Origin of the sequence: Halalkaliarchaeum desulfuricum (genome assembly GCF_002952775.1) — an archaeon.
Classification (GTDB): domain Archaea; phylum Halobacteriota; class Halobacteria; order Halobacteriales; family Haloferacaceae; genus Halalkaliarchaeum; species Halalkaliarchaeum desulfuricum.
Map to the genome: position 1 here is coordinate 3,051,181 of NZ_CP025066.1, position 23,255 is coordinate 3,074,435.

Consider the following 23,255-nt stretch of genomic DNA (forward strand, 5'->3'; position numbering starts at 1 on the left):
GGCGTACTGTTTAGTGGGATGGCCGTGAAACGTAGGGCGATGGACGACCGGATCCAGGAGGCGCTGCGGACGATCGACCGGCGCCGGGCGTTGCTCGACCGGCTCCGGTCGCCAGCGGACAAACGGGAACTCGTCGAACACCTCGACTGTTCGCGGGCGACCGTCGACCGTGCGATCCGCCGGCTCGAGAGTTTGGGCTGGATCGAACGCGTCGACGACGGCTGGCAGGTGAGCCTCACCGGACGGACGGTTCTGGACCGGTACGCCCGGTTTCGAGAAGAGTTCGCCGACGTACTCGCGGGCACCGAGGCCCTGGCTTCGCTGCCGCCGGACGCCGACGTCGACGCCAGACTGTTCGAGGGAGCGACCGTCATTCCCGAAGATCGACGGGAGGTCGGCTCCGGCGACGGCACCCAGGGCTCCGGCGACGGCGCCGGAAACGAGTTACCGGCCGAGCTGCGAGCACGGATCGAATCGGCGGATCGGATCCGGCTGATCGCGCCGGGCGAGACCGCGGCGACGCTGCTTTCCAGCTGTCGGGAACTCTCCAGTGGAACCGTCGAGGCTGTCCTCGACCGGCGCGTGCTCTCGCGACTGCCCGAGCGAACACCGGCACTGGCGCGGTGGCTCGTCGAGTCCGACCGAGCGGCGGCGTTCGCCGCCGAGACACCCCCGTACGCGCTGTTGTTGCTCTCCGAGGGGGACGCGACGGTCGTCTCGGTCGTCGGCCACCGCGAGGATCGCTCCGTCGAGGGAGTCGTGTCGAACGACGACGACGACGCCGTCGAGTGGGGGGAGCGTCAGTACCGGGCGCTCAGGCGGATCGCCACGCCGCTTGCCGAGGCCGTCGAGTGGGGCGGCGTCCCTGTCCCGACCGATCCCGATCCCACGGACACGCTGTTCCGGGAGGGATTCTTGAAGCTGACGCCGTCGTACTTCGCCGAGCGGGAGCCGCTTCCGTTGCCGACCGCATGGCGGGCCGGCGTCGGGTTCCCCGAGGTGGCTGCCGGCCACGCGCTCGAACGGGAGCACGTCCGGGACGGCGAGCGACGATCGCTGGTCGCTGACCTGCTCTCCGCGCTCGAGGGGGGCGGCACCCGCGCCCTGATCGGTCCGCCGGGATCCGGGAAGAGCACCGTCTGCCGCGGCGTCGCCTACCGGTGGTATCGGTCGGTCGGATCGGTGCTGTATCGACCGGAGGGTGGCCCGGAACCGTTCGAGTCGTGGGAGGCGCTCGTGCGGCTGCTCCGGGACCGAACCCGCCCCACCCTCGTCGTGATCGAGGGGGCACTCCGCGCCGACGCGAGGGCGGCGTTCCGCGCCATCGAGGCGCTCGAGGACGACGCCGGCGTGGCGTTCCTCCTGGAGTCTGGAAGCGAACGGTGGGCCGTCGGCGGGACGTTCGACGTCGACCCGCACGACGAGGCGATCAGAGAGCGGATCGGAACCGTGCGGATGCCGGCGCTGGACGCGACCGAACGCGAGCGGTTCCGATCGCGGCTGGAAGACGCGACGGGCGTCTCGGTCGACGTCGATACCGACGGATCGACCGAAGCGGAGGGGGGCGAGGCGGCGGAACCCGGGGAGTTGCTGCTGTTTCTCAACCGGCTCGTGATGCAGGTCGATACGGCGGGACGCGACGGATCGGACGTCGGTACCGAGGGAGAACCCGCCGTCGGCTCGGAGACCGCGTCCGGGTTAGACGCCGACGTCGAGGAGCTGTGTGCGTCACTCCGGGGAGACGAACTGGCGATGGACACCGCGGTACTCGTCAACCTCCTCAACGCCGCGGAGCTTCCCGTCCTCCCCGAGTACGCCTACGCGCTGGCGTTCGAAGCGGGCGACGGGATCGTCGCCCCGTCAGCTGACGCGGGGGAGACGACCGGACAGTCGACGGAGGATCGGCTCGAAGATCGGCTGCGACGGGTCGAACAGGCGATAGAGGAACTTTCGGGGCGGGTGCTGTTCGACAGCCAGAATCGAGGGCGGTATCGGACGATCCACGCCGGCTGGTCGAGTGCGTTCCTGCGGCGGTTGCTGGAGACGGATGGACGCGCTGCGATCGATCGCGCCGACAGGTGTGTGAGCACGTTGCTCGCGCTCGCTGTCGACGAGGCCAGTCGCGAGCGACTCAGGGACCTGCGGGACGGGGGACGGCTGTCGTCGGCTTCCGACGGTAAGGATCCGCTCGACCGGATCGCGGAGCGTCCTGGCGACTGGGCGGAGTCGATCTCGCGACGGCTGATCGAGTTCTCGGAGGACCATCCTGCGCTCGCGCCGCTCCTGTGTGGCTGTGGCGGACCGACCTTTACCGTCCCGCGGGCGACGTCGGCCGGCCTGCCGGTCGAACTCGCCGAGCGCTGCGGGCGGGGGCACCTCGCGGGAGGGCGGCTCGAGGAGGCCACGATGGCATTCGAGTCCGCGCTCGATCGGCTCGAGAACGCCCCGCTCGCCACGGAGGACCGAATTCGGCTTCGGGCCCGCTGTCGAGTCGGGCTCGGAAACGTCGCCGACGAACAGGGGACCTACGACGAGGCCGAGAGGTTGTACCGGGAGGCGCTGTCGGACTATCGCGAACTGGACGACAGCCTGGGGATCGCAGACAGCCTCAGACATCTGGGCTCGGTTGCTCAACGCCGGTCAGAACTCGACGTCGCAGCGGATCGATACGCCCGAAGCCTCGCGATCTACCGGGAAATCGGGGCCGAACGGAAGCTCGCCACGGCGCTTTCCGACATCGGCTCAGTGGCCCAGGACCGGGGAGACTTCGAGACAGCCGGCAGGCACTACCGCGAGAGTCAGCGCCGGTATTCGGCGCTCGGCGAACGGCGGGAGATCGTGGACGTGCTCGGCAAGCTGGCGACCGTCGGCTGGGTCACCGGCGATCTCGAAGGAGCCGAAAAGCGTGCGCGCCGGGCGGCCGCAATCGCCCGGGAGATCGGCTACGAGCACGGGTTCGCCACCGCCCAGTATCACCTCGCCGTGGTGTCGAACGTCCGAGGCGACACGGCGGCCGCCCGGAGACACGCCGAACGGGCAGCCGACGCGTTCGCGGCGATCGGAAACAACCACCACGAGGCGAGCACCCGATCGCTGCTCGGGGAGGTCGAACGGGCGAGCGGGAACCTCGACCGGGCCGAAGAACACTACAGGATGGCGGCACGGCGCCACGAGGACGTGGACGACGACCGGGGGCACCTCGACGCGCTGCTTGGGCTCGGCCGGATCGCCCGCCAGCGGGGCGACCTCGACGGTGCGACCGAACGCGCCGAACGCGCCCTGAAGTTGGCCCGGTCGGTCGGGGACGCGCGCAGCGAGGCGGCGTGTCTGCGGCTGCTCGGGACGATCGACCGGGAACGAGGGGATCTCGATCGGGCGGACGAACGGCTCGAGGAGGCGCGTTCGGGATACCGCGACGTCGAGGAGCGCCACGGCGAGGCGGCGACGCTGCTCGAACTGGCCGAGGTCGCAGCCGACCGCGACGAGCGCGACCGCGCCCGGGAACTGTTCGGGCGGGCGATCGAAGGCTATCGGGAGATCGACGCGACGCCCGACGCCGCCGACGCCCTCGAGCGGTTCGCCGATCGCTGTGAGACGTGGGGGGCAGTCGACGAGGCGCGGCGGCGACGGTCGACCGCAGAACGGCTCCGCGAGGGGAACTCGGATTCGGAGAACCCACTCGCGGAGTGAGAGCAATCGTCCTCAGACGGGTGGAACTGAGACGACCATCGACGCCTCGGCGTCGACGTTCTCGGCGGTCAACACGCCACGAACCTCGTACTCGCCGGCGGGGGGGTCCTCCCAGATCGCCCCGTAGGACAGCGACTCGCCGGGCTCGAGGGTCTCGCGTCCGAGCGCCTGGGTGAACAGCCGGCCGTCGCTGTAGCGCCACACCTCCTGGCCGTCCCCTGTTCCGTCCGCGTCGTCGACCCGCTCGACCACGAAGTCGACCCGCTGGCCCGATCGGAACGAAAGCTCCACGGGCTCGTCGTCGTCGTTCCTGACCGTCAGCGAGAACTCGAATCCCTCATCGACCGGTGCGACGGACAGCGTCGACGTGAGCATACGCCGCCTTTCGCCCCCGACAGCTAAACGTTTCTCCCCATCCGCGCCGCCTCCAGGGCCACGAGCAGGATCGTGATCAGCATCGCCGACGTCACCGCCAACACGAACGCCAGCACGAGAAACCATCCCTCCGGACCGAGGATCGGATACTCCCGTGCTCCCGGTGGCGGACCCAACAGCTCGAGTACCCGAACCAGGTACGCCGCGATAGCGAGCAACAGCCCCGCGAGTGCGCCGCGTTTCGCGTGCTTCGGCACCGAAAGCGCCGACAGCATCGCCGACGCCGGAGGTCGGTCGGGACGCTCCTGCTGTGGGGCCTCGCCCCCTGTCGTTCCGTCAGTTCCCTCTCGACTCACGCCCGACGGTTGTCGTCGACCGAAGAAAGGCGCATCGCTCCCCGACCGCTGGAGTGTTCGCCGGTGTAATACACATTTATGGATAACTAATCGTATCCAAAACGGTTTTTGCACACGAGGGCGCACCCTCACACGATGACCCCCTACACCGCGACGGTGACCGTCCGGCTGAAACCCGGCGTGCTGGATCCGGAAGCGGAGACGACACGGCGCGCACTGGAGCGACTCGGGTTCGAACTGGAGGACCTCCGGTCGGCCGACCGGTTCGAGATCGACCTGGAGGCGGCCGACGCCGAGGAAGCCGGCGACCGGGCCGCAGAGATGGCAGAGCGGTTGCTCGCGAACCCGACGATCCACGACTACGAGGTCGCGGTATCCGAACGATGACCGTCGCAGTCGTCCAGTTCGGCGGGTCGAACTGCGACCGGGACGGCGTCCGCGCGCTGGAACACCTCGGGATCGACGCCGAGCGCGTCTGGCACGAGGACGGCCTCCCCGCCGACGTCGAGGGGATCCTGCTGCCGGGCGGGTTTTCCTACGGTGACTACCTTCGGGCGGGAGCGATGGCCGCCCGTGCGCCGGTTATGCGGGAGGTGCGCGCTGCCGCAGACGAGGGCGTGCCAGTGCTGGGAGTCTGCAACGGCGCCCAGATCGGCTGTGAATCGAGTCTCACGCCCGGGGCGTTCACGACCAACGAGAGCGCCCGGTTCCAGTGTGAACACGTCCACTGCCGGGTCGAGCGCGCCGACACCCCCTGGACCGCCGCCTACGAGGAGGGCGAGGTGCTCCGCCTGCCGATCGCCCACGCCGAAGGACGATTCGAGATAAGCGAGGACCGGTACGCACAACTCGAGGCGAATGATCGGATCCTCTTTCGATACTGTGACGCCGACGGGAACGTCACCGACGAGGCGAACCCGAACGGCTCGACTGGCAACGTCGCGGGACTGCTCGGGGAACGGGAGTCCGTCGCGGTGTTGATGCCCCACCCCGAACGGGCGACCCTTCCGGATCTCGGACTCACAGACGGTGCAGGGGTGCTGTACGGGTTCGATCCCTCGCTGCGGAGCTGACGACGCCTCTTAAACCATCGTTGCGATCGCGACCGCCGCACCGCCAATCAGGAACAGCGAGACGTTCGCAGTCCGGTGTTTCGACGCCACCAGATCCAGCGTGACGTGCCAGTCGGAAAGCGGCGCGAACGGCCGGATCCCCATAGGCGTGGCGGCGTCGACCGCGACGTGACTCAGGACGGCGCCCGCCGCGAGCAGGCCGGCGACGGGGCCCCAGAAGGGCCGGACCCCGGTCGCTGTCGACTGTGTGGCGACGGTCACGACGGCCACAGCGACCGCCACCCCGACCCCGACAACGAACCAGAGGGTGTGGGTCAGTCCACGGTGGGAGAGCGGAAGGTACACGTCACAGTCGGGCAGCACTGCGGCACCGGCGACGAGCAGTCCGCCCGCCAGTGCCGCGTGGGGCTCTCCCGCCCCGACGAACAGCCGCGCGACTGGCGCGTAACACAGCAGCGCGATCCCGTAGTGACCCAGTTGGTACACGGTCGACTCGTTTTCGGCTGGACCGCGTATGAAGTTCTCGGTCGTTCCCACGAGTCGTTCGCCGTCACCCGACGGTATTTGTTCCCGGCTCCCCCGGACGTGAGTGTGACCGACGATAACGAGGAAACACAACGGGGCGCGGCGGAAACGGCGTTCGACCTCGGCGGGATGACCTGGGAGGAGGCCGGCGAGGCGTTCCTCTCGGCGGACGCGGTCGTCCTGCCCACGGGCAGTACCGAACAGCACTCCCGGCATCTCCCGCTTTCGGTCGACAGCCTGCGGGCGGATCACCTCTCTGCGACGCTCGTCGAGGCGGCCGAGCGACGGGACCTGCAACTGTATCGGCTGCCGACGCTGCCGTACGGCTACTCACAGCACCACATGCGCTTTCCGGGAACGGTGACGCTGACCCCAGAGACGTACCGCGAAGTGATCGTCGAGATCGGCGCGTCCATCGCCGACCACGGGGTCGACCGGCTGCTCCTTTTGAACTGTCACGGCGGCAACCGGGAACCGCTGAAGCTCGCGGCCGACCGGCTGGGACGCGAGTACGATCTCGAGGTCCACTTCGTCCACTGGACCGACTTCGCCCGCGAGAAGCTGGAAGAGCAGTTCGGCGACGACTGGGGTCACGCCGGCGACCACGAGACGAGCGTGATCGAACTGTTCCGGCCGGACCTGGTTCGCGAGGAACACAAGGAGCCACAGACGACCAGGGAGTTCCCGGAAACGCGGTCGTACACCTACTTCGACGAGGTGACCGAGGAGGGCGGGCTGGGCGATCCGACGAACGCCGACCCCGAGGCGATCGAGGAGATAATCGCGGAGACGACCGCGGAGATCCTCGACGCGTTCGAGGCGGATCTGGATGCCGGGTGGTGAAACCGGGAGGGAAGAAGCGAGAGCCGCCAGTCGCGATCAGTCTGCGTCCCGCCGGCTCTCAGTATTGTCGAGCACGATTTCGTTGACTTCAGTGATCCGGTCGTCGGCGAGCAATTCCTCGTGGACCGACTCGGGGATCGGGTGATCCAGGTTGTAGACGGTGATCGCCTCCCCGCCGTGGGTCTGACGGGCGTTGAACATCCCGGCGATGTTGACGCCGGCGTCGCCGAGCGCGGTGCCGATCAGGCCGAGCACCCCCGGTTCGTCGCGGTTGCGCACGACCAGCATGTGGCCGTACGGAATCGCGTCGACTCGGAAGCCGTCAATACGAACGATCCGCGGGTCGTCGTCGGCAAAGAGGGTCCCGCACACCGAGATCGACGTTTCGCCGTTGCCCACGGTCACTGTCACCAGGCTCCGGAAGTCGTCGGCCTTTCGGCGTTTCGACTCGGTGACGTCGATCCCCCGCTCGTCGGCGAGGCGGGGCGCGCTGACCGCGTTCACCTGCCACTCCAGCGGTTCGAAGACCCCCTTCAGGGCGGAGGCGGTCACCACCTCGACGTCCTCGTCGGCGATCTCGCCCTCGTAGACGATTTCGACGTCGGTGATCCGCCCTTCGAGCAGTTGAACCGCGATCTTGCCGGCGGTCTCGGCGATGTCGAGGTACGGTCGGACGCGGTCGAACGCCGCCTCGTCGATCGAGGGGGCGTTGAGCGCGTTCGCCACCGGTTCCCCACGGAACGCCGCGAGAACCTGCTTTGCGGTGTCGACGGCGACGTTCTCCTGGGCGGCTTCGGTGGATGCGCCCAGATGTGGGGTGACGACGACGTCGTCGACGGACAGGAGCGTCGAGTCGGCGGGCACGGGTTCGGTTTCGAAGACGTCGATCGCCGCGCCCGCGAGGGTGCCGTCCTCGACGGCGGCCGCGAGCGCCTCCTCGTCGACGATCCCGCCCCGGGCGCAGTTGACGAGGTAACCGCCCTCGAGCAGTTCGAGCTCCTCGGCGCCGATCATCCCCCGGGTTTCGGGCAACAGCGGCGTGTGGACGGTGACGACGTCGGCGCGCTCGAGACACTCCTCGAGTTCCCCGACCAGTTCGGCGTTGAACTGGGCGGCCCGCTCCTGGGAGATGTACGGGTCGTAGACGACCAGCTCCATCCCGAGCGAGTCGAGTCGCTTTGCGACCTCCTGGCCGACCCGCCCGAGGCCGACGATCCCGAGCGTCTTGCCGTTGAGTTCGGTGCCGACGAACTCGCTTTTGGCCCACTCGCCGTCCCGCAGTCGGATGTGCGCCTGCGGGATCGACCGAACGGTGGCGAACGCCATTGCGACGGTGTGTTCCGCCGCGGCGCGGACGTTGCCTTCGGGTGCGTTGGCGACGATCACGCCGTGTTCGGTAGCCGCCTCGATGTCGATGTTGTCGACGCCGATCCCCGCCCGGCCGACGATGACCAGCTCGGTGGCTGCTTCGAACACCTCGTCGGTGACCTCGGTTCCCGACCGGACGATGAGTGCGTTCGCGTCCGAGACGGCCGACAGAAGCGCCTCGCCCTCGACGTCGTAGGCCGTCTCCACCTCGTGGCCGGCATCGCGGAGTCGCTCGAGGCCGGCATCGGCTATCGGGTCTGTGACGAGTACCTTCATAGTAAAATCTGAGACAAGTGGGGGTGTTAAATCCCACCTTTTTCTGCCTCGGGTGCGCTCGCGAGGCGAGCGCACCGCTCGTTGAAAAAGCTGGACCAAAAAGGCCGACGCCTCGCTTCGCTCGGCGTCGAGACGATGCGTGGAGCTCCACAGCGGCTTCACCGCAAAACCGCTTTCGAATTTGAATGCCGGTGTCGACAATTCCTCGACATTTTTCTGTGGCGCGCGCTGGCGGGACTTCCGTGTCCCGCCAGCCGGCGCGCGAGGGATGAGCGAGTGAAACGAGCGAATCGGCTGGGGAGGGTCGAGGTGCTGGTGACTTGGTCCGAATATCGTTATTTAAGGTGTTTGATCAGTTGTGCCTACTCCGCATTCATACCGATTCCCAGGGATTTTCATAGATTTCAGTATGGCAGCTATTGGAATTATCAATATCACCGTGCAAGGTGTAGAGGGTGAGTGCAGCAGGCAATGGTCATTGTAACAATAACCTGTCACAAAACGCCTGATGTATACAAGGCCTGTCTCTTACCCATAACTCAACGCTCAAGAGAAAAACCAACTCAAACGAGGGGTGAGCAAAAGAATTGGTCAGAAGGCACTCACTGTTCTTGGCAACTCACGGGTCTTTCGGAGATATCACTCTGTGCGGGGCTGACTGTCCCGTGGATTTCGCTGAATGAGCGACTTGTCGCTTATTCAGTGCCGAGTTCGTAGCCTTCCGCCCACATCCGAAGCTTCTGCAGCCCTTTCCACATCGCCTGCCACCCTGGTGGCGGATCCGAATTGCGGTCAAGATACCCGCCGAGCTTTGCCACACTTACTGCGTAGGCTTTGCCACTCTCCCCGCGCAGTTCTGGATGTTTTGCTTCCAGAACTGCGCGTTCGGCGTCGCTCAACAACACTTCTGGATCAGCCGATGGATTCCCACGAGCCAGGTTTCGTAACTCCAGTACTTTCCACGCAATCACCGAGTACACACCCAATAACACGTCCATCCGTTCCCACGTCTGGAGTTGCCGCTCTTCGATCCGACAGCCTGTTTTCAGCGCCTTGTGCCACTCTTCGATTCGCCAGCGCAGACCGTAATATTCGAGGATGGTCAACGCCTCTTCCAGAGTTCCAACCGATTCAGTGGTGAGTAACACCCACTGAATCGGGTCCTCACTCTTGCCGATCTCGTCAACTCGGACGACGTTCACTGAAAGAGGGTCTGCTCCAGCAGGAGCAGCTTGTGTCGACGGAAGCTGACACGTTCCCAGTGCAATCGACAGCTCCGCAGTTCGTGCTTTTCTCCCGCCAGCCTGTTGAATGTCGAGTGTCGTGCGACCTTCCTCGGGAAGGTCGCCACTCCAGTCGAAGAGTTTGTCATCCTCTCCAGCCGGGGTGCGGATCCATCTGTTATACTGCGCACGCACGACGAAGCCAGCGTTGTCCATCTCTTCGATGATTTCAGCGTACAACGAGAAGTCGTCTGCTCCACGGTCGTGAATAAAAATCGGTCGCACGTCTGTGGGAAGCCACGTTCTGGCGCGTCGATCTCCACGGATCCACTTTTCGTGGCGAGTCTCAAGCAGTATCGGCTCATCTTTGCCGTTTGCGTCGTGTGTTGTGACTGCCTGTCGGTCCTCGATCAGCGCCTGCTGATCGATGACCCCCGTCATGTTGTGAGTCTGTGGGTCGATGCCGATCGTCGAGTGGAGTTTGACGCCTTCGAGATCCATCTCAGACGTGCCGATATCGCCGAGACCTTCCTTTGATGGATGTCTCGGAAAGATAAGTTCGGTCGTATCCGAGACGACCAAGAGTTGGTCCATCTCTTTGATTCGAGAGAGTTGTGCTTGCCTGTGGGATGCGATGATTTTGGCGGAGTTCACACTCTCATTATCGCAAAATCGGTATGTAGCCTTGGTGGACGCCAAGTCCTCGCAGGCAATCGGGATGGACTCGGCAGGTGCACTGCCGAGTTCATCCCCAATCTGTACCAATCGGTCGGTGAGTCGTGCGTCTCCAAAATCAGCATACTGAAACTCTGTCTGCACTTGGCCTGATATATCCATCTACCAGAAGGGGCTATCTCCATCAAAATCCGATTGTCTCTTCTGCAGAACGCTGTTTACCACGGTATTAGCCCGTCAGCGGCGGTAATAGCATTAGTGGGTAAGAGACAGGTCGTTAAGGGGCGTATCTTGCACCAACCGTTCTCCGGAGCACGATGATTTGAATCGGTCGGTACAAGGAAAACTACAATCGGAATACAAATACACGGATGGACCTAACCACAGATATCTAAATGACAGACGGTGACAATTCCAACCACGTTCCCAGTCGACATATCGTTGTTCAGGAGGATACTCATCAAAACGAGATTCCAGAGAATATTGAATCGGGACTGTATTCGGTAGATAGCCCATCTAACTCATTCCATGAATTCAAAATCGAGCCCGGTGATGAACTGGTTGAAGCACTTCGCAACAACGGCTACACGGTGGAATTCAGGGACCGCTAACGACCACTTTGTATTTCGAGTAGCACGATGGTTGGGTAGATTGAGAACGGAATGAACGAGAATACCGTGTTGCATTGACCCTCTGTATCGGGTGGTCCCCAGAAATCCTCTAACAGTAGTTTGTAATTCGGTTTTGTTATTCAGTTCAGTGCAGAAAATTTTCAACAATAATTTTGTGTTTGTGTCCACAAACACAAACCATGGGGACAAAAACAATCGGAATCCGCGATGATGTGTATGAGCGGTTGAAGGCACGCAAACGAGAGGGTGAGAGTTTTACCGAGTTGATGGATCGCCTCTTGGATGAGACGACGGTTGATTGGAGAGACGGATTTGGAACGCTCACCGACCAAGATGCCGACGAACTCGAACAGATTGTTCGGAACTCCCGTGACCGGCTAGCAGACGGACTCTCTACACGTCAACAAGAGACTCTCAGTGAGTTAGCGGAAATCGAGGGAGACGATGAAACTGCTTGATACGACGTTTCTCATCCACTATTGGGCGGGACGAGAAACAGTAGAAGGGTATCTCGAAACACACGAAGAAGACGAGTTTGTGACAACAACACTGAATATCAAAGAACTCGCTGTCGGACGGGCAATGCAGGAGAAACTTGACCCGGTGGAGGTACAGACCGTCTTTGGGTGGACGACGATCATTCCGTTTCGGCAGGAACACGCTTTCATTGCTGGAGAGTTAGAAGCGCAACTCCATCAAAATGAGCGGATCAATCAAGACAAGATCAATTCTCTCGCTGCCGATTTGTTGATTGCTGCTGTTGCGAAAGAAACTGGTGCAACGGTTGTCACACAGAACACGGAAGACTTCCAGCTATTTGATGGAGTGTCGGTAGATGTGTATTAATATTCGCTCAAAAATCTGAATAACAAAACCATATTACCAACTACTGCTAAGCAAACCATCACCAGGTGAGTGATGAATACAAGGGGCGAACACATCATCTAGCGTGGGCGAAACACGTGCCTCGACAATCGTGTGTTTCGGGTTAAGGGTTAACCGGTAGCAAGGCTTTCTTATCAGGCGACGATCAGAAACACCGCGAAAGACAGAATGCACATATTCAGTAATTGCTACTCGCTGACAACCAATTGGGATGGGCGATGCGTGGATAGGACAAAGCGCCGTTGAAGCTTCCCCAGTATTTTCGTGGAATAGTTGTGAAAACGGGAGTATGGTCTCCTCTTCGATACGATGGTCGGTGTATGTTGGCATCTACACGTTCCTCGCTGGTGTTGGTCTGCTCATCCCATTGTGGGTCATCGCTCGTACAGTAGTCGAGATACTTGGAGCGCCACCCAGTTTCGCGGTGATTCTCGTGCCCGGGTCTAGTGCGGTAATCGGAGCGGTTGTCTGGGGAGCGATTGTAGAGCAGCGAAATACGTACACGTATCTGCTCGGCATCACTGGTGGACTGGTGACAGGGGTTCTGACGGTGCTTTGCTGGACACTAGTGGTGGCGGCTGTCTGGGGCTTGGAGGCAGTACTGGCCGCTCGTATCGTGATTCTGTTCGTCCTCACGGTGGTTGGTTTAGTGGCGTCTATCGCATGGGTGCCACTGATATATGCTCGCTGCCAATGAGACAGCGAACGGATCGGGCAAAAAGAACCAACTCGACAGTAAGCGACGAAGTTTCCCGGGCACTCTAATTGAGGATGAACAATTAGACAAAGTGAATGACGTTCAAACGCTCCGTCGTGCTGAACTTATCCTCTGTATCGGGCGCTCCCCTAATATCCCGTAATCGAACCATCAGGACATGAGTGAGGAATACAATGGCGATCACATCATCGTGGAACTATGGATCGAAGGGTTGGATCTTGGAAATTATTATTGAGTGACTTCCCGGAATCATGTATATCTTATTAATATTCATCAGAATTGCGCTGCAAGTTACAGCCGCATATCTTACAGTTCCTCCCCGAATCACGATGACTCAGATCAGTCAGTACACGAACGCAATTAAATCAGGAGTTTTGAATTGGTGAGAAAGAAAACACCGTGAAGCGAGAAGCGTATTACTAAGCATCTGCCAAATTAGTAGATGATGGACGAGCACGCTTATGTGGTGAATGTTGATGGGGTCGTCGTTCAGGACGAAGAATATCTTCTCATTGAACGGTCGGAGGATGAGGAACATGCAGCCGGTATGTTAGCGTTCCCTGGAGGGAAGGTCGAGGAGCGTCCAGATAGTGAAGACGTCATTACGGAGACTGCAAGGAGAGAACTGTCCGAAGAGGTCGGGATTGAAATCGACGACGTTGAATACGTCCTGAGTAGCACGTTTGAGGCAGATGATGGAACCCAGTGTCTCAACATTCTCACGCTGTGTGACTATGACTCCGGTGAACCATATGCCCGTGAACCAGAGGAAGTTGCGGACGTTCACTGGCTAACAGTCGAGGAGATTAGACAGCGTGACCCCCCAGAGTTCTTTCTGCGATACATCGACAAACTCAGTCGATCACATCAGAAGAGTCACGATCCTGTCCAGTAGCCGCTGAATCGTTGTCTTCGATATCTGGATCGCCTTCGAACGGATTGAGATGGTGAGTTCTGTTCTCGGCAGCCGAGTTTCGGTGCTAGCCAGTCGCTGTCGGCGGCAGATCGCCGCCGACGCGACGGCGTTGCCACTCACGACCGCTGCCCCAATTCAGGGACAACTACCGGAAGAACCGGTCGTCGAGTGGTTGATTCGCTGGGACAGCCCTGCGGACGCCAAGGGCTGTCCAAGCTGCTCGGAGCACCATCTCACAGAACTCCGTGAATGGCCATCTCCAGAGGCGGCGCCCCCCTCGGCGGGGCGCCGCCACGTACCTCCAGTGGAGATAGCGCCAGCTGTTCTGAAGCAGCAGACTCACTACAAACATCACCAGCCGCAGCCCAGCGTCCTGAGAACTAGTGAAAGCGAGGCTCTGCTTGGCTAATCGGTAGCTTGATTCGATGCCGAAGCGCTTGCTGTAGTGCTCTCGGGCATCTCGTGGCGTCTCGATAAACGGCGCGTCAGCGGCATAGCCGTGACGCGCCACCCCGTGCTCGTCGTACCGCCCTCGTTGGTAGACGCAGTCGATGAACACAGGGAACGTTACCTTGCCGGCGAGATCGTGTTCGATCTCGCGGCTCCAGCCTTTGCTGAGTTCCTCTTGAATCGTCTCACCCCACTTGACGATCGGCATCGCGTAGGCGTAGTTGTGCGCGTACAGCAGCTCGAGACAGCTGCTGTTGTAGAATCCGCGATCGAGGTAGACGGCCTTGACGGCGAGGTCAAGGCCGTCGAGGAGTTCAAGAAACTCGGCGAGGACATCGCTGGTGGTTTCGCCAGCGACCAGTTGGCGAACCGCCAGTGTGTAGCGTTTGTTGCGCACCCGCGCGTAGAGCGTGGCATAAGCGTGAAACGCTGTGGTTCCTCGTTTTGCCTGCGAGAAGTACAGTGCCTCTGTCTCGTCTTCGTCGCCGTAGTAGGGATCGAGGTGGAGGTCGGCGACGACCTCCACCGGTCGATCCGGCAGTGTCTCAAGCGCATCTCGTTGTAAGAGCATGTCTCCAACCGCCTCAACGGAATCCAACTCAAACTGATCGGTGAGATGTCCACGGACGGTGTTGGCGTGTGGTGAGTCGTCGGTTGTTTCGCAGACGTGATTGATCGAGGTCCCGCCGGCGCTGGCGCCGGCGAGGACCTCATACAGCTTCTCAGTAGTGACCTCAACGTTCTCTCCGAGCTCCAACGAAAGTTCTTCGTCGAGACTGTTGACGACAAAATTAAGCAGGTGCTCTTCCTCTATCTCGTTGTCTGCTTGCTTGGGTTGCACACCTTCTCCAAGCAGACACTTTCACTCAAATCCGATGTGATCGACTGAAACTTGAAGAACACCGACACAGCGAACAGTACTGACGAAGTACTGACGGCTCAAGGGAGGACCTAATTAAGACTTTCCGAATGACCGTGTTGTTGTCGTTGCTCCCACCACCTGGCAGTTGCGATACCGAGAAATGGCCCCGCTGTCCCGGCGGTGAGGAACATGATAAAGACAGGACTAATACCGAGTGGAATTCCAAGTATTAGGGTTTCACGGAGGCCCTGTTGGGCTAACGCAACCAGGAGGTTCCCAGTAAAGTACACAGCCGGAACGCCGGTGATGACGAGAAGGTAAAAGCGATACTGTGGGAAAGACCTCCCGACGATAACCCCGACAATAAACGGTAGCACCGCCAGCACAGCGGTTGCAAAGATATCAACAATCACCATATGTACCCATCCGTATGGCCACATATTTAATCCACAGAGAGTGCATGAATGTCAATCCCCACTGCTGCTGAGCGGTTAGGTCACAACACCGGCGTGAATCAACAGTCTCCAACGCTACAATCTCTCGCTACATCCAGCAATTGGATTTTGATAACATCCGTCTTGGCAATATCAATCTGCGCTGAATACGACGTGCGCACCTTGTCGGAGGGTTAATAGGAAGTCTCTCCTGACGATTGACTACTGGCTATTCGGACAGCAATTCGCGGAGATCAGAACCGAGTGAGAGTAGTCCAATCAATCCCAACAGTCCGAGAAGTACTGTAATCCCGAGGAGAACAGCGACCGACCCACCCGCCTGTGGATCACGAGCCATTTCCGAGAGAATCCAAAAAATCACCGCTCCAGCAAGAAGCAACGTCGTAAGAATTGTCTTCACCGCAGTACCGGTCCACCAAGGCAACTCGACCATTAGAAAACGTTCTGGTGGGAATAAGAAAAGTTTCCTGTTCAAAATCTGGTGTAGCAATCTGTTAGTCCATACCGTCAGCGTGAAACGGTCGAAACAGTCGTGCAGAATTCTTGGTGTATATTTCGGTCGATTCAACTCGGAAAGTTGGGTTGACATTCGTCCGCTGCTGTTTGCTAGGGGCGAAGAGATTACCGAGGAAGTTGGATTGAGGGATCTGGTTTGGGTTACAATAGTACAGTGACACCCAGGAATCATGTCCATCTTATCAGAACTTATCAGAAACCCGCTACATGGTACAGCGCCCAAGTCTTGTATAAGATACCAGCCGCTTGATTGTTACCTCCGTTGGATATCCGCTCCAGGATGACACCGAATTGGATGTAACGAAAGCGAATCCTGATTCCGATTGTGAGTCCCACCTATTGAGTGATACTCTGCTCAGTCAGTTTCTCTTTTCGAGGTTTCTGTTTCGTGGGTATCAGTCTCCTCTTCGAACCTGGGGTCGAAATCGTCTCCAGTTTCGGAGTCGTTATCACCAACGAGCAGTTGTTCGAGTTGTTCCTCAAATTCTGCTTCCGACAGTTCGCCACTGGCGTATTGTTGTTTGAGCGAGTCCACAGGGTCGTCTCCCAGTTTGCTTTCGGTTCCTGTCTGATCGTCAAGGTCGGTTTCTGATTCGAGTCGCTCCTCGTGCAATCTGAATACCCGCCAGACGCGCCAAGTAAGGTATCCACCCAGTGTTACGAGAAGAAGAACGACGAGAGCGGTCACCACCAATTGCATCACGACGACCATATAGAGGAAAAATGCCACGTACACGAGGCCGATCAGGATCTGCCAGTTGCGGGGAATAGCGGGCGAGCGCATCAGTGTTCATTCAGGTAGGCTGAATAAAAAATTAGTGCTGTAGGGAGTCTGATACACCTCCCGACAGAGTACTTGGCTCGTACGAAAGGATGGCTCCATTGAATCGCTGTAAGACGTTAGAATTCATGGTTTGACGTAGCGTTTGATGTTGTAGACGAGACACATCAGGGCAATCTCGCGGAACTCGCGGTACCATTCACGCGCTCGGACGGCCGAGCCGTACGAGCGCTTGACCGAGGAGTTGGCGGTTTCGGTCATCGAGCGCTGATTGTAGAGATCGTCGTTAATTCGGGCGTTGTGTGCGTGATCGTAGGGCGCGAACACACGATGTTTGACGAGTGGTCTGATGCCGAGTTCACGGAGTTGCTCGCGTAACTCTTGGCTGTCGTAGCCCTTATCGGCGGCAAGCGTGCGTAACTCGCCCGGGTAGCGCCGGGCGAGTTGCGCACAGACATCGGCGTCACTCCCTTCTCTGGTCGTGGTGCAGTGTACGTCAAGGATCGCTTGCGTCTCTGTATCGACGAGTTTCGTCGCCTCGATGGTCTGAACGCGGTAGTTCGTGCGGTCACAGTAGTGTTTGCTGGCCGGAGAGCGTTCGTAGTAGGTAGCGTCAACGGCAGCGTCGGGAGAGGGATTGTGCAACTGCGCCGAGTGGCGCAGCAGCACTCGCCAAACTGCCATCTCAATCCTGTCGAGCCACTTATTCAACGTGGATGGTGCCGGGAGATCGTCCGGTTCAAGGCCAATAATCTCCAGAATTTGCGTCATTGTCTCTAACAGGTCGATTGTCATCACGTAGGATTTCTCAAGGAAAATTCGCAAGCCGTGAAGCGAAATCATCGCCCATTCAGCGAAGCTGCCGCCACCTTCCGGGGCGGCAGCTTCCTCAGCATCGTCGGAATAACTTTTGGCGAGCGAGACTAATTCCTCGGTGAGGCGGGTGGTAAGGTTCATCCAAACTGCTACTCACTCGCCTCAACTTCTTCGATTTTACGACTTACTACGGCGATGTCTGGCGATTCAATGGAGCCGAAAGGATGTGAAATCAACAGCGGCCGACTGATGAACGCAACCTCCAACTTCTGTTTCAGTCGCTCCCCTACAATCCGCTAAACAAACCATTTCGATGAGGCTGAGGAATACAGGCTACGAAAACCTCATCAGGTAATACGGAAAACAGTCTTGCTGGTGATCGTTCACTACCGGCAGCAGAAGTAACATTAGTGTAGGGTTTGTTACTCAGTATATGGACGGACGTGGTTCAGATAAAAAAGGGACACTTTCCCCAATTTACCCGAGTGAGATCCCATATCTCCCAGATAACGGACGACGGTGGGTCGCTATCTTCCTGTTGGTAGCATTTATCAGCGGATTTGTCGTCTCCTCTCTGATGTGGATTAGTAGTCTCCTCTGAGTCACCTGTCCTCACTGAGTGTACATGCCTATTGATCGACTGGATTTGGGAAAGTTTCGTGAATGAAAAAGTCACAAATTGTTGTTTTAGATCGGTCTGCCTCAATCGAGTCAATTCGCAAATTCGAGTTGACACTCAACCACTGCGATGACTAAGGGCCGAACATAGTACGCAGAATTTTTGATTTGACGTGGAATACACCCTGATATGTCCGTTCCTGAGGCTCCCCGCAGGGCAGTTCTCGGTAGTCTCATGACGGTCGCCCTTGGCCCGCTTGCAGGGTGTTCTGAGGTGAGAGAGTGGACCTCCGAGCCATCGGATGGAGACGGTGACTCAACTGAGAAACATCCGACATTAGAGGATGTCACTGTTGACGAGATTGAAGTGAGTGTTGAGGCTGTACTGCGGACAGAGGAAGTACAACTGCTTCCGGATGGTGACACAACTGATGCAATCGACCTGTTGGCTCCCGAAAACAGTGTTTACAAGCTCTTTCTGATCCAAAGCTACAATCCCACTGCAGCTCCCCGTGAAGCACCACGGGTTACCCCGATGAACTACGACTCCATGGGTGCTGGTCCAAGAGAGAATGATATTCGCGTCTACGGGTCCGGAGACGGCGGGTATTTCCCTGAAATAAACCGGGAGATAGCTGCGTACGATCTACGGCTTGAGCCCGGAGGAAACATACTGGAGGGCTATCCCGCTGGAGAGCGACCAGTTCTTGAACCAAACTCGTCGGTTCGAGGGTGGGTAATCGGCGTTATCGAAGAGAATCCGCCGTACTTACAGATTCAGTTCAACGGAGAGTCCGCAACGTGGACAACTGATCCAGAGATACACAATCGATGACCGTCGATCGGTATTTGCCATCCAAACGATTGGCTCGAAGAACAGAATTCGGTACTTCCCAACCGGCGTAATCAGTGGAATTGAATCGTCGGATTAACCACGAGAAAGTGTCTGGTTCTGGATGTGTTCAAGATCCCCGAACCAGACGGTTATCTTTCGGCATCGGACGTCAAAGATGTAGCGGAAGAAGTCATCACTCCACTCCCGTTGCCGGGTGTCGAGGGGAGCCCCCTCGACCCCGGCGACATCTGGCTCGTCGTCATATTAGCCTGCGTCAACGAGACCTCGATCTGGGAAACCTGCAAAGACACCGACGGAACGCCATGTGACGACACCACCTTCACGTGGCTCCACACCCTCAACCGTGAGTGGCTCGAAGTCGTCGCTAACCTCCTGCTTAAACGCCTTGCTATGACGATTCTCGACCGGTCTGGGTCGAGAATCGTCTCCATCGACTTCATCGACAATCCCTACCACGGTGATCACTACGTCGATGAAGGTGAACTCTGCTCGATGGCTCCGAAAGATGGCACGACTACGTGCCATCGGTACTGTACGGCATACGTTGTCTCAAACGAAAAGCCGGTGACTCTGGCGATGACGTACGTCCGCAACGACGAAGACGAGGCCGACGCGGTCGAGCGCGTGCTCGCCCGCGTCGAGAACTATCCGTTCGAGATCGATCTTTTGCTTGCCGACAGCGGCTTCTACAACGAGCGCGTCATCCGCCGGTCTCGTGAGATCGCTGCAACGGTCGTTCACGTCCCCAAGAAGGGTGAGCGGATGAAGGACAAACTCGACGTCCACAAGTCGTACATGACGACCTACCGCATGTACAAGGACAGCGAGCGGGAACTGCGCTTCCCGCTCGCGGTCGCTGTTTCCTACCAGAACGGTAATCGGGGCAAGCACGGCGAGGTTGTCCGAGGCTACGTGGCTTGCGGCGTGACTGATCGATCAGCAAAGCAGGTCGAACGCCTCTACAGAAAGCGATCAGGCATCGAAACGAGCTACCGACTGCTTCGGCAAGCACGAGGGATCACGACGACACGTGATCCCGTCGTGCGGTTTGCGATCATGCTCGTTGCAGCGCTGCTGGAGAATCTGTGGTTGGTGCTGCGATGGGCGGTCGTCGCCCGCCCGCGGCGGGGCGGGCGCGACCTGCCCGAGGAGTTCACGTTCAAGACGTTCTGCGACTGGATTCGACACGAACTGGAAGAGGAGTTACGGCGTCGGTGGAGACTCAAGATGAATGGAGTTGGTGTGCCGGCGTCACAGGCTGTGGCCGCGGGCTGACCGGGGTCAGCCCACGGCCAGTCTGCCACGCCGTGAGCGACTGCTCTCTTCGATAGGCGGCAACAAGCGGGTGAGATCGTCCGTCTGAAGCGGTGAATCGCTTCTCTAGTCAGTTACTCTCCAGTCATGACGGGAGTTCGGCGTAGAACCATACAAGAAGTGACTATTTCAGGGCGTTCAGACACCGCTGTTTCGACTCGTTCGGGAAGTACCGGAATTAGTTCTGGCTCTCGTTGTTATCGTATCACACACCTTCTTCTGGTTGATGATTGCTATTCCTGTGTGGATAGAACAGGAACTGTTACTGACACTGTTGGAACATGGAATAGCTCTTTTGTACTGGGGGACGCCGCCGGTGCTTGCGGTGGCGGTGATGCTGAATTCCGCCGTTGATGAGATTGGAGTCGGGTCTGTACTCGCGGTCGTCGGCGCAGTCGTGACGCTATCCGTCGTCGGCCTCAGTATCTATACGCTCATCAACCCACCGGAAGGTGGAGGGGTTTTCTTCGGTCATATTATCTCTTCTATAGCCGTAATTCCGTTTGTCATAGTAGTGTTTCTTCGGAGAATACTAAATCGTCTCTTCGCTCGTATATGGCTCCACCCCGAAGGGCTGTTTTCAGAAGGAAACTGAGTTCCTGTACACAATAGCGTTGAAAGTGTCGGTTACTGGATAGTCGAATTACCGAAGTCGGAAAGAGTCAAACGTATTCATCGTGCTGTATAGAGCCTCTTTTCCAATAATTAGAAATCATTTGTATCCAGATAGATCACCATCGACAAGGCTCGTCAGGTTTCCGGCCCCACTAGCTACAACTTGCTCTACTGGCGATATACAGGGTATGGTCGGATTTAACCTCGACCGTGAGAACGTACCTGTGATCGTCTCGATTATTTCTATCGGGACAAACAAGCTCGAAATTATCCGCATCGCTCTTATTGAGCTCCGTCTCGTGGACGATCACCGTGAACTCGTCACCCTCCGAGGCTTCTTCTACCACTTCGTAGATTCCACTGCTATGATCGTCTATCTCGACCGATTTGGCGAGTAACACCTCCTCATCATCATCAAGGATATACAACTGGAGGTGGCTTTGTCTGTTCGAGTGGTTAAAAACGGTGAGTTCGAGGGGTGCTTTGAAATTATTTTCAAACAATCCAATGCACCCCGCTACTGGTGTGACCAGACTAGCGCCAGTGAGTGCCAGAGCCTGGCGACGGTTCATGTCACAAGATTCTCTTCCTTCACTAAAAATGGAGGAGAAGACTATAACCCTGATTTGACCGATTCGGTATGGTGCTGCATCCATGCTTTTTAGACATCAATCGTTCCCAATCATGTTCCTGAACTGAAATTCAGTGCGTGATTTGTGTAGGCGAAGCAGCTAGTGCGGTGAGTCGTCATTCGAGACTTCTATAACTGTTGTACCAACCACGGTTTTCGCATTGTAAATGGTGATTTCACATGGATTCAATGGCCGACAATTTGATAATCCAACAGGAGTCACCGTTCTCTTATGTACGGTCGCCGCTCTGGTCCCTCCCCGCAGCTACGCGACACAGTCGAAAAATACACCCCTGACGGTACCGTCGGACGATTGGTACTGGCGGTAACGTCCGGGGGACTGAGCCTGTTTGCGTTCTTTATTTTTGCCGTCTTTGCCTTCGACGGGCCGGGGTTGTTTTGGCTTGTCCTTTCAGTGGTCCCCGGGATGATCAGCGTCTCGGCCCTCCTGTTGACCCTGTTCGTTCTCTGGCCGATATACCTCTCGCTCATCGGTCAGATCGATTCGCCCCACGAGTACGGAACTGATCGTTCGGACGCTCAGTCTAACGGAGATGATCCCGTAGCACTTCTCAAACGCGAGTTCGCACAGGGAAACATCTCGGAAGAAGAATTCGAACGCCGATTGGAAGTCTTGCTTGATACCGATCTGTCACTGGGAGATCTCGGTGAGAGACGCCCCGACAGCGAGCGTCCGACGAACCCAACTGTCAATGAAGAAGTTGAGGAATTCGACCACGTGTGAGGCCAGCATCGATCAATCACTCCTCCAGCCTCATCAGACTACCTGCCAATTTTCATATGAAACGATCCAGTGAGTGCTGAATAGAACGCGCGTATCATGCGAGGAATGAGTAATTACGGGTGTTCCGTAAAGCTCCGTCAAAGTGACCCGAAGACCAGCATGAGGAGAGTAACGGACTGCCAGAGACCGTTGAGTATCACGTGACCGATCATCGGGACGAAAATGTTGCGTCGCCAGACGTATCCAATCGTCAAAAACACCGTAAGAGGTGTAATGATGAGAAGTGCCCCGAACGAATGCCCTCCAAAGTGAACCACGACGAACAAAAATGCAGTGACGGTTGCGGCGATCCAGGTTGATCCAGTCAGTGTTTCCAGCCGTTCGAGTGCGTAGCCTCGATACAGGATTTCTTCGGTTATCCCCGCTGTCACCCCGATTAAGAGCCCGACGAGAAGCGCGGTTGCTGTCCGATCCACTCCACCGGTCTGGTCACCGCCAAACGGTGCTGTGCTGAACCCGAGCGAATCGACTATCGGAGTGAGGATCCCGATCGAAAGCACTCCCAAGACAAAGATCATGATCCCAGTCACAACGTCCCAACGATCTGGTCTGGTGACCCCAATTGAGGCCAACGATTCCTGTTCGAACACGAGTACGATCAGAACGATCCCCGCGACGAGCATCCATTTGAGGACTGCAACACCAACTGAACCGACTGTGAGGCCTGTCACGAGTTCCCAGACGTGGGTCAACAGGAAGCCAAACAAGGCGAGGAGTATTCCGATGAGCGTACTGGTTCGGGTCTGGTTTATCAAGTTCTTCGAATCACTCGGAACTTGCATGATAATAAATCACATGTCGAACAATATCTGAATCACGATGGGTTAAATAGCATTTTAACTCTAAGCACTGAATGGTACATTTTTTAGTACTTTAGAGACGGGATTAATTCGACCGACGTGCCGCGTTCATGCTCTGTATATCTCAGTCGGTCTGAATTGAGAATTTTGGCTGACATCCTACCGCTGATGGGTGCAAGGG

At 58.3% G+C, this 23,255-nt stretch carries 24 protein-coding genes; 13 read left to right on the plus strand and 11 right to left on the minus strand.

From position 1 onward, the window contains the following. Positions 1-39 precede the first annotated feature (39 nt). The gene (locus tag AArcSl_RS15160) at positions 40-3,690 is read left to right on the plus strand and encodes a tetratricopeptide repeat protein (protein ID WP_119821087.1); all 3,651 of its coding nucleotides are present in this window, start codon (positions 40-42) and stop codon (positions 3,688-3,690) included. A gap of 12 nt (positions 3,691-3,702) precedes the next feature. Here AArcSl_RS15160 and AArcSl_RS15165 read toward each other — a convergent pair whose 3' ends face one another. Next, the gene (locus AArcSl_RS15165) at positions 3,703-4,065 is read right to left on the minus strand and encodes a BsuPI-related putative proteinase inhibitor (RefSeq protein ID WP_119821089.1); all 363 of its coding nucleotides are present in this window, start codon (positions 4,063-4,065) and stop codon (positions 3,703-3,705) included. Positions 4,066-4,088: 23 nt separating this feature from the next. Continuing rightward, positions 4,089-4,421: a DUF7536 family protein gene (locus AArcSl_RS15170; protein ID WP_193588476.1), complete on the minus strand. Its 333-nt coding sequence runs from the start codon at positions 4,419-4,421 to the stop codon at positions 4,089-4,091. 135 nt (positions 4,422-4,556) lie between these two features. Here AArcSl_RS15170 and purS point away from each other — a divergent pair, with 135 nt between their 5' ends. After that, positions 4,557-4,808 carry a phosphoribosylformylglycinamidine synthase subunit PurS gene (gene purS, locus AArcSl_RS15175; RefSeq protein ID WP_119821091.1) on the plus strand — a complete coding sequence of 84 codons (252 nt, stop codon included), beginning with the start codon at positions 4,557-4,559 and terminating at the stop codon, positions 4,806-4,808. Next, positions 4,805-5,494 carry a phosphoribosylformylglycinamidine synthase I gene (gene purQ, locus AArcSl_RS15180; protein WP_119821094.1) on the plus strand — a complete coding sequence of 230 codons (690 nt, stop codon included), beginning with the start codon at positions 4,805-4,807 and terminating at the stop codon, positions 5,492-5,494. Before purS ends, purQ begins: the two co-directional genes overlap by 4 nt. A gap of 9 nt (positions 5,495-5,503) precedes the next feature. Here the strand turns inward: purQ and AArcSl_RS15185 are convergent, their stop codons facing one another. Then, positions 5,504-6,031 (minus strand): metal-dependent hydrolase, encoded by a 528-nt coding sequence (locus AArcSl_RS15185; protein ID WP_245883281.1) that lies wholly within the window; start codon positions 6,029-6,031, stop codon positions 5,504-5,506. A 117-nt stretch (positions 6,032-6,148) separates the two neighbouring features. On the opposite strand from AArcSl_RS15185, the gene AArcSl_RS15190 reads away from it, so the two are divergent. Beyond that, the gene (locus AArcSl_RS15190; RefSeq protein ID WP_119822036.1) at positions 6,149-6,862 is read left to right on the plus strand and encodes a creatininase family protein; all 714 of its coding nucleotides are present in this window, start codon (positions 6,149-6,151) and stop codon (positions 6,860-6,862) included. A gap of 36 nt (positions 6,863-6,898) precedes the next feature. Here AArcSl_RS15190 and serA read toward each other — a convergent pair whose 3' ends face one another. Together serA and AArcSl_RS15200 are read right to left on the minus strand one after the other, a co-directional pair. Then, positions 6,899-8,506 (minus strand): phosphoglycerate dehydrogenase, encoded by a 1,608-nt coding sequence (gene serA, locus AArcSl_RS15195; protein WP_119821096.1) that lies wholly within the window; start codon positions 8,504-8,506, stop codon positions 6,899-6,901. Positions 8,507-9,201: 695 nt separating this feature from the next. Then, complete coding sequence (locus AArcSl_RS15200) at positions 9,202-10,566, minus strand: IS4 family transposase (RefSeq protein WP_119821098.1); 1,365 nt, start codon at positions 10,564-10,566, stop codon at positions 9,202-9,204. Positions 10,567-10,799: 233 nt separating this feature from the next. On the opposite strand from AArcSl_RS15200, the gene AArcSl_RS17840 reads away from it, so the two are divergent. From AArcSl_RS17840 to AArcSl_RS15225, 5 genes are all read left to right on the plus strand, one after another. Further along, on the plus strand, positions 10,800-11,015 hold the full coding sequence (locus tag AArcSl_RS17840; RefSeq protein WP_119821105.1) for a hypothetical protein: 216 nt from the start codon (positions 10,800-10,802) through the stop codon (positions 11,013-11,015). A 200-nt stretch (positions 11,016-11,215) separates the two neighbouring features. Continuing rightward, positions 11,216-11,494, plus strand: coding sequence for an antitoxin VapB family protein (locus tag AArcSl_RS15210; protein WP_119821107.1), 279 nt, complete (start codon positions 11,216-11,218; stop codon positions 11,492-11,494). Next, on the plus strand, positions 11,481-11,882 hold the full coding sequence (locus AArcSl_RS15215; RefSeq protein WP_119821109.1) for a type II toxin-antitoxin system VapC family toxin: 402 nt from the start codon (positions 11,481-11,483) through the stop codon (positions 11,880-11,882). Before AArcSl_RS15210 ends, AArcSl_RS15215 begins: the two co-directional genes overlap by 14 nt. Positions 11,883-12,210: 328 nt before the next feature. Further along, positions 12,211-12,618: a hypothetical protein gene (locus AArcSl_RS15220; RefSeq protein WP_119821111.1), complete on the plus strand. Its 408-nt coding sequence runs from the start codon at positions 12,211-12,213 to the stop codon at positions 12,616-12,618. Positions 12,619-13,081: 463 nt separating this feature from the next. Further along, positions 13,082-13,534: an NUDIX hydrolase gene (locus AArcSl_RS15225; RefSeq protein WP_245883283.1), complete on the plus strand. Its 453-nt coding sequence runs from the start codon at positions 13,082-13,084 to the stop codon at positions 13,532-13,534. Positions 13,535-13,700: 166 nt separating this feature from the next. Here AArcSl_RS15225 and AArcSl_RS15230 read toward each other — a convergent pair whose 3' ends face one another. From AArcSl_RS15230 to AArcSl_RS15250, 4 genes are all read right to left on the minus strand, one after another. Continuing rightward, complete coding sequence (locus tag AArcSl_RS15230) at positions 13,701-14,846, minus strand: ISH3 family transposase (protein ID WP_119821113.1); 1,146 nt, start codon at positions 14,844-14,846, stop codon at positions 13,701-13,703. 110 nt (positions 14,847-14,956) lie between these two features. Further along, positions 14,957-15,283: a hypothetical protein gene (locus AArcSl_RS15235; RefSeq protein ID WP_119821115.1), complete on the minus strand. Its 327-nt coding sequence runs from the start codon at positions 15,281-15,283 to the stop codon at positions 14,957-14,959. Between the two features lie 910 nt (positions 15,284-16,193). Next, on the minus strand, positions 16,194-16,622 hold the full coding sequence (locus AArcSl_RS15245; protein WP_119821119.1) for an SHOCT domain-containing protein: 429 nt from the start codon (positions 16,620-16,622) through the stop codon (positions 16,194-16,196). A gap of 123 nt (positions 16,623-16,745) precedes the next feature. After that, the gene (locus AArcSl_RS15250) at positions 16,746-17,576 is read right to left on the minus strand and encodes an IS5 family transposase (RefSeq protein ID WP_119813768.1); all 831 of its coding nucleotides are present in this window, start codon (positions 17,574-17,576) and stop codon (positions 16,746-16,748) included. A 667-nt stretch (positions 17,577-18,243) separates the two neighbouring features. Here AArcSl_RS15250 and AArcSl_RS15255 point away from each other — a divergent pair. From AArcSl_RS15255 to AArcSl_RS15265, 3 genes are all read left to right on the plus strand, one after another. Next, the gene (locus tag AArcSl_RS15255) at positions 18,244-18,888 is read left to right on the plus strand and encodes a hypothetical protein (protein WP_119821121.1); all 645 of its coding nucleotides are present in this window, start codon (positions 18,244-18,246) and stop codon (positions 18,886-18,888) included. 123 nt (positions 18,889-19,011) lie between these two features. Then, complete coding sequence (locus AArcSl_RS15260) at positions 19,012-20,184, plus strand: ISH3 family transposase (RefSeq protein ID WP_119821124.1); 1,173 nt, start codon at positions 19,012-19,014, stop codon at positions 20,182-20,184. Positions 20,185-20,449: 265 nt separating this feature from the next. After that, positions 20,450-20,818, plus strand: coding sequence for a hypothetical protein (locus tag AArcSl_RS15265; RefSeq protein ID WP_119821126.1), 369 nt, complete (start codon positions 20,450-20,452; stop codon positions 20,816-20,818). A 172-nt stretch (positions 20,819-20,990) separates the two neighbouring features. Here AArcSl_RS15265 and AArcSl_RS15270 read toward each other — a convergent pair whose 3' ends face one another. Then, positions 20,991-21,494 (minus strand): hypothetical protein, encoded by a 504-nt coding sequence (locus AArcSl_RS15270; RefSeq protein ID WP_133412182.1) that lies wholly within the window; start codon positions 21,492-21,494, stop codon positions 20,991-20,993. A 288-nt stretch (positions 21,495-21,782) separates the two neighbouring features. On the opposite strand from AArcSl_RS15270, the gene AArcSl_RS15275 reads away from it, so the two are divergent. Continuing rightward, complete coding sequence (locus AArcSl_RS15275; RefSeq protein ID WP_133412183.1) at positions 21,783-22,214, plus strand: SHOCT domain-containing protein; 432 nt, start codon at positions 21,783-21,785, stop codon at positions 22,212-22,214. Positions 22,215-22,351: 137 nt separating this feature from the next. On the opposite strand, the gene AArcSl_RS15280 is transcribed toward AArcSl_RS15275, so the two are convergent. Beyond that, positions 22,352-23,056: a CPBP family intramembrane glutamic endopeptidase gene (locus AArcSl_RS15280; protein WP_119821132.1), complete on the minus strand. Its 705-nt coding sequence runs from the start codon at positions 23,054-23,056 to the stop codon at positions 22,352-22,354. Positions 23,057-23,255 lie beyond the last annotated feature (199 nt).

Excerpts from the sequence above, each read along its gene's own strand:
- AArcSl_RS15235 (WP_119821115.1), bottom strand. The coding sequence starts at position 15,283 with ATGGTGATTGTTGATATCTTTGCAACCGCTGTGCTGGCGGTGCTACCG.
- AArcSl_RS15210 (WP_119821107.1), top strand. The coding sequence starts at position 11,216 with ATGGGGACAAAAACAATCGGAATCCGCGATGATGTGTATGAGCGGTTG.
- AArcSl_RS15225 (WP_245883283.1), top strand. The coding sequence starts at position 13,082 with ATGATGGACGAGCACGCTTATGTGGTGAATGTTGATGGGGTCGTCGTT.
- AArcSl_RS15160 (WP_119821087.1), top strand. The coding sequence starts at position 40 with ATGGACGACCGGATCCAGGAGGCGCTGCGGACGATCGACCGGCGCCGG.
- AArcSl_RS15255 (WP_119821121.1), top strand. The coding sequence starts at position 18,244 with ATGTCCGTTCCTGAGGCTCCCCGCAGGGCAGTTCTCGGTAGTCTCATG.
- AArcSl_RS15165 (WP_119821089.1), bottom strand. The coding sequence starts at position 4,065 with ATGCTCACGTCGACGCTGTCCGTCGCACCGGTCGATGAGGGATTCGAG.
- purQ (WP_119821094.1), top strand. The coding sequence starts at position 4,805 with ATGACCGTCGCAGTCGTCCAGTTCGGCGGGTCGAACTGCGACCGGGAC.
- AArcSl_RS15265 (WP_119821126.1), top strand. The coding sequence starts at position 20,450 with ATGATTGCTATTCCTGTGTGGATAGAACAGGAACTGTTACTGACACTG.
- AArcSl_RS15245 (WP_119821119.1), bottom strand. The coding sequence starts at position 16,622 with ATGCGCTCGCCCGCTATTCCCCGCAACTGGCAGATCCTGATCGGCCTC.
- AArcSl_RS15200 (WP_119821098.1), bottom strand. The coding sequence starts at position 10,566 with ATGGATATATCAGGCCAAGTGCAGACAGAGTTTCAGTATGCTGATTTT.
- AArcSl_RS15215 (WP_119821109.1), top strand. The coding sequence starts at position 11,481 with ATGAAACTGCTTGATACGACGTTTCTCATCCACTATTGGGCGGGACGA.
- AArcSl_RS15190 (WP_119822036.1), top strand. The coding sequence starts at position 6,149 with ATGACCTGGGAGGAGGCCGGCGAGGCGTTCCTCTCGGCGGACGCGGTC.
- AArcSl_RS15220 (WP_119821111.1), top strand. The coding sequence starts at position 12,211 with ATGGTCTCCTCTTCGATACGATGGTCGGTGTATGTTGGCATCTACACG.
- serA (WP_119821096.1), bottom strand. The coding sequence starts at position 8,506 with ATGAAGGTACTCGTCACAGACCCGATAGCCGATGCCGGCCTCGAGCGA.
- AArcSl_RS17840 (WP_119821105.1), top strand. The coding sequence starts at position 10,800 with ATGACAGACGGTGACAATTCCAACCACGTTCCCAGTCGACATATCGTT.
- AArcSl_RS15250 (WP_119813768.1), bottom strand. The coding sequence starts at position 17,576 with ATGAACCTTACCACCCGCCTCACCGAGGAATTAGTCTCGCTCGCCAAA.
- AArcSl_RS15270 (WP_133412182.1), bottom strand. The coding sequence starts at position 21,494 with ATGGATGCAGCACCATACCGAATCGGTCAAATCAGGGTTATAGTCTTC.
- AArcSl_RS15280 (WP_119821132.1), bottom strand. The coding sequence starts at position 23,056 with ATGCAAGTTCCGAGTGATTCGAAGAACTTGATAAACCAGACCCGAACC.
- purS (WP_119821091.1), top strand. The coding sequence starts at position 4,557 with ATGACCCCCTACACCGCGACGGTGACCGTCCGGCTGAAACCCGGCGTG.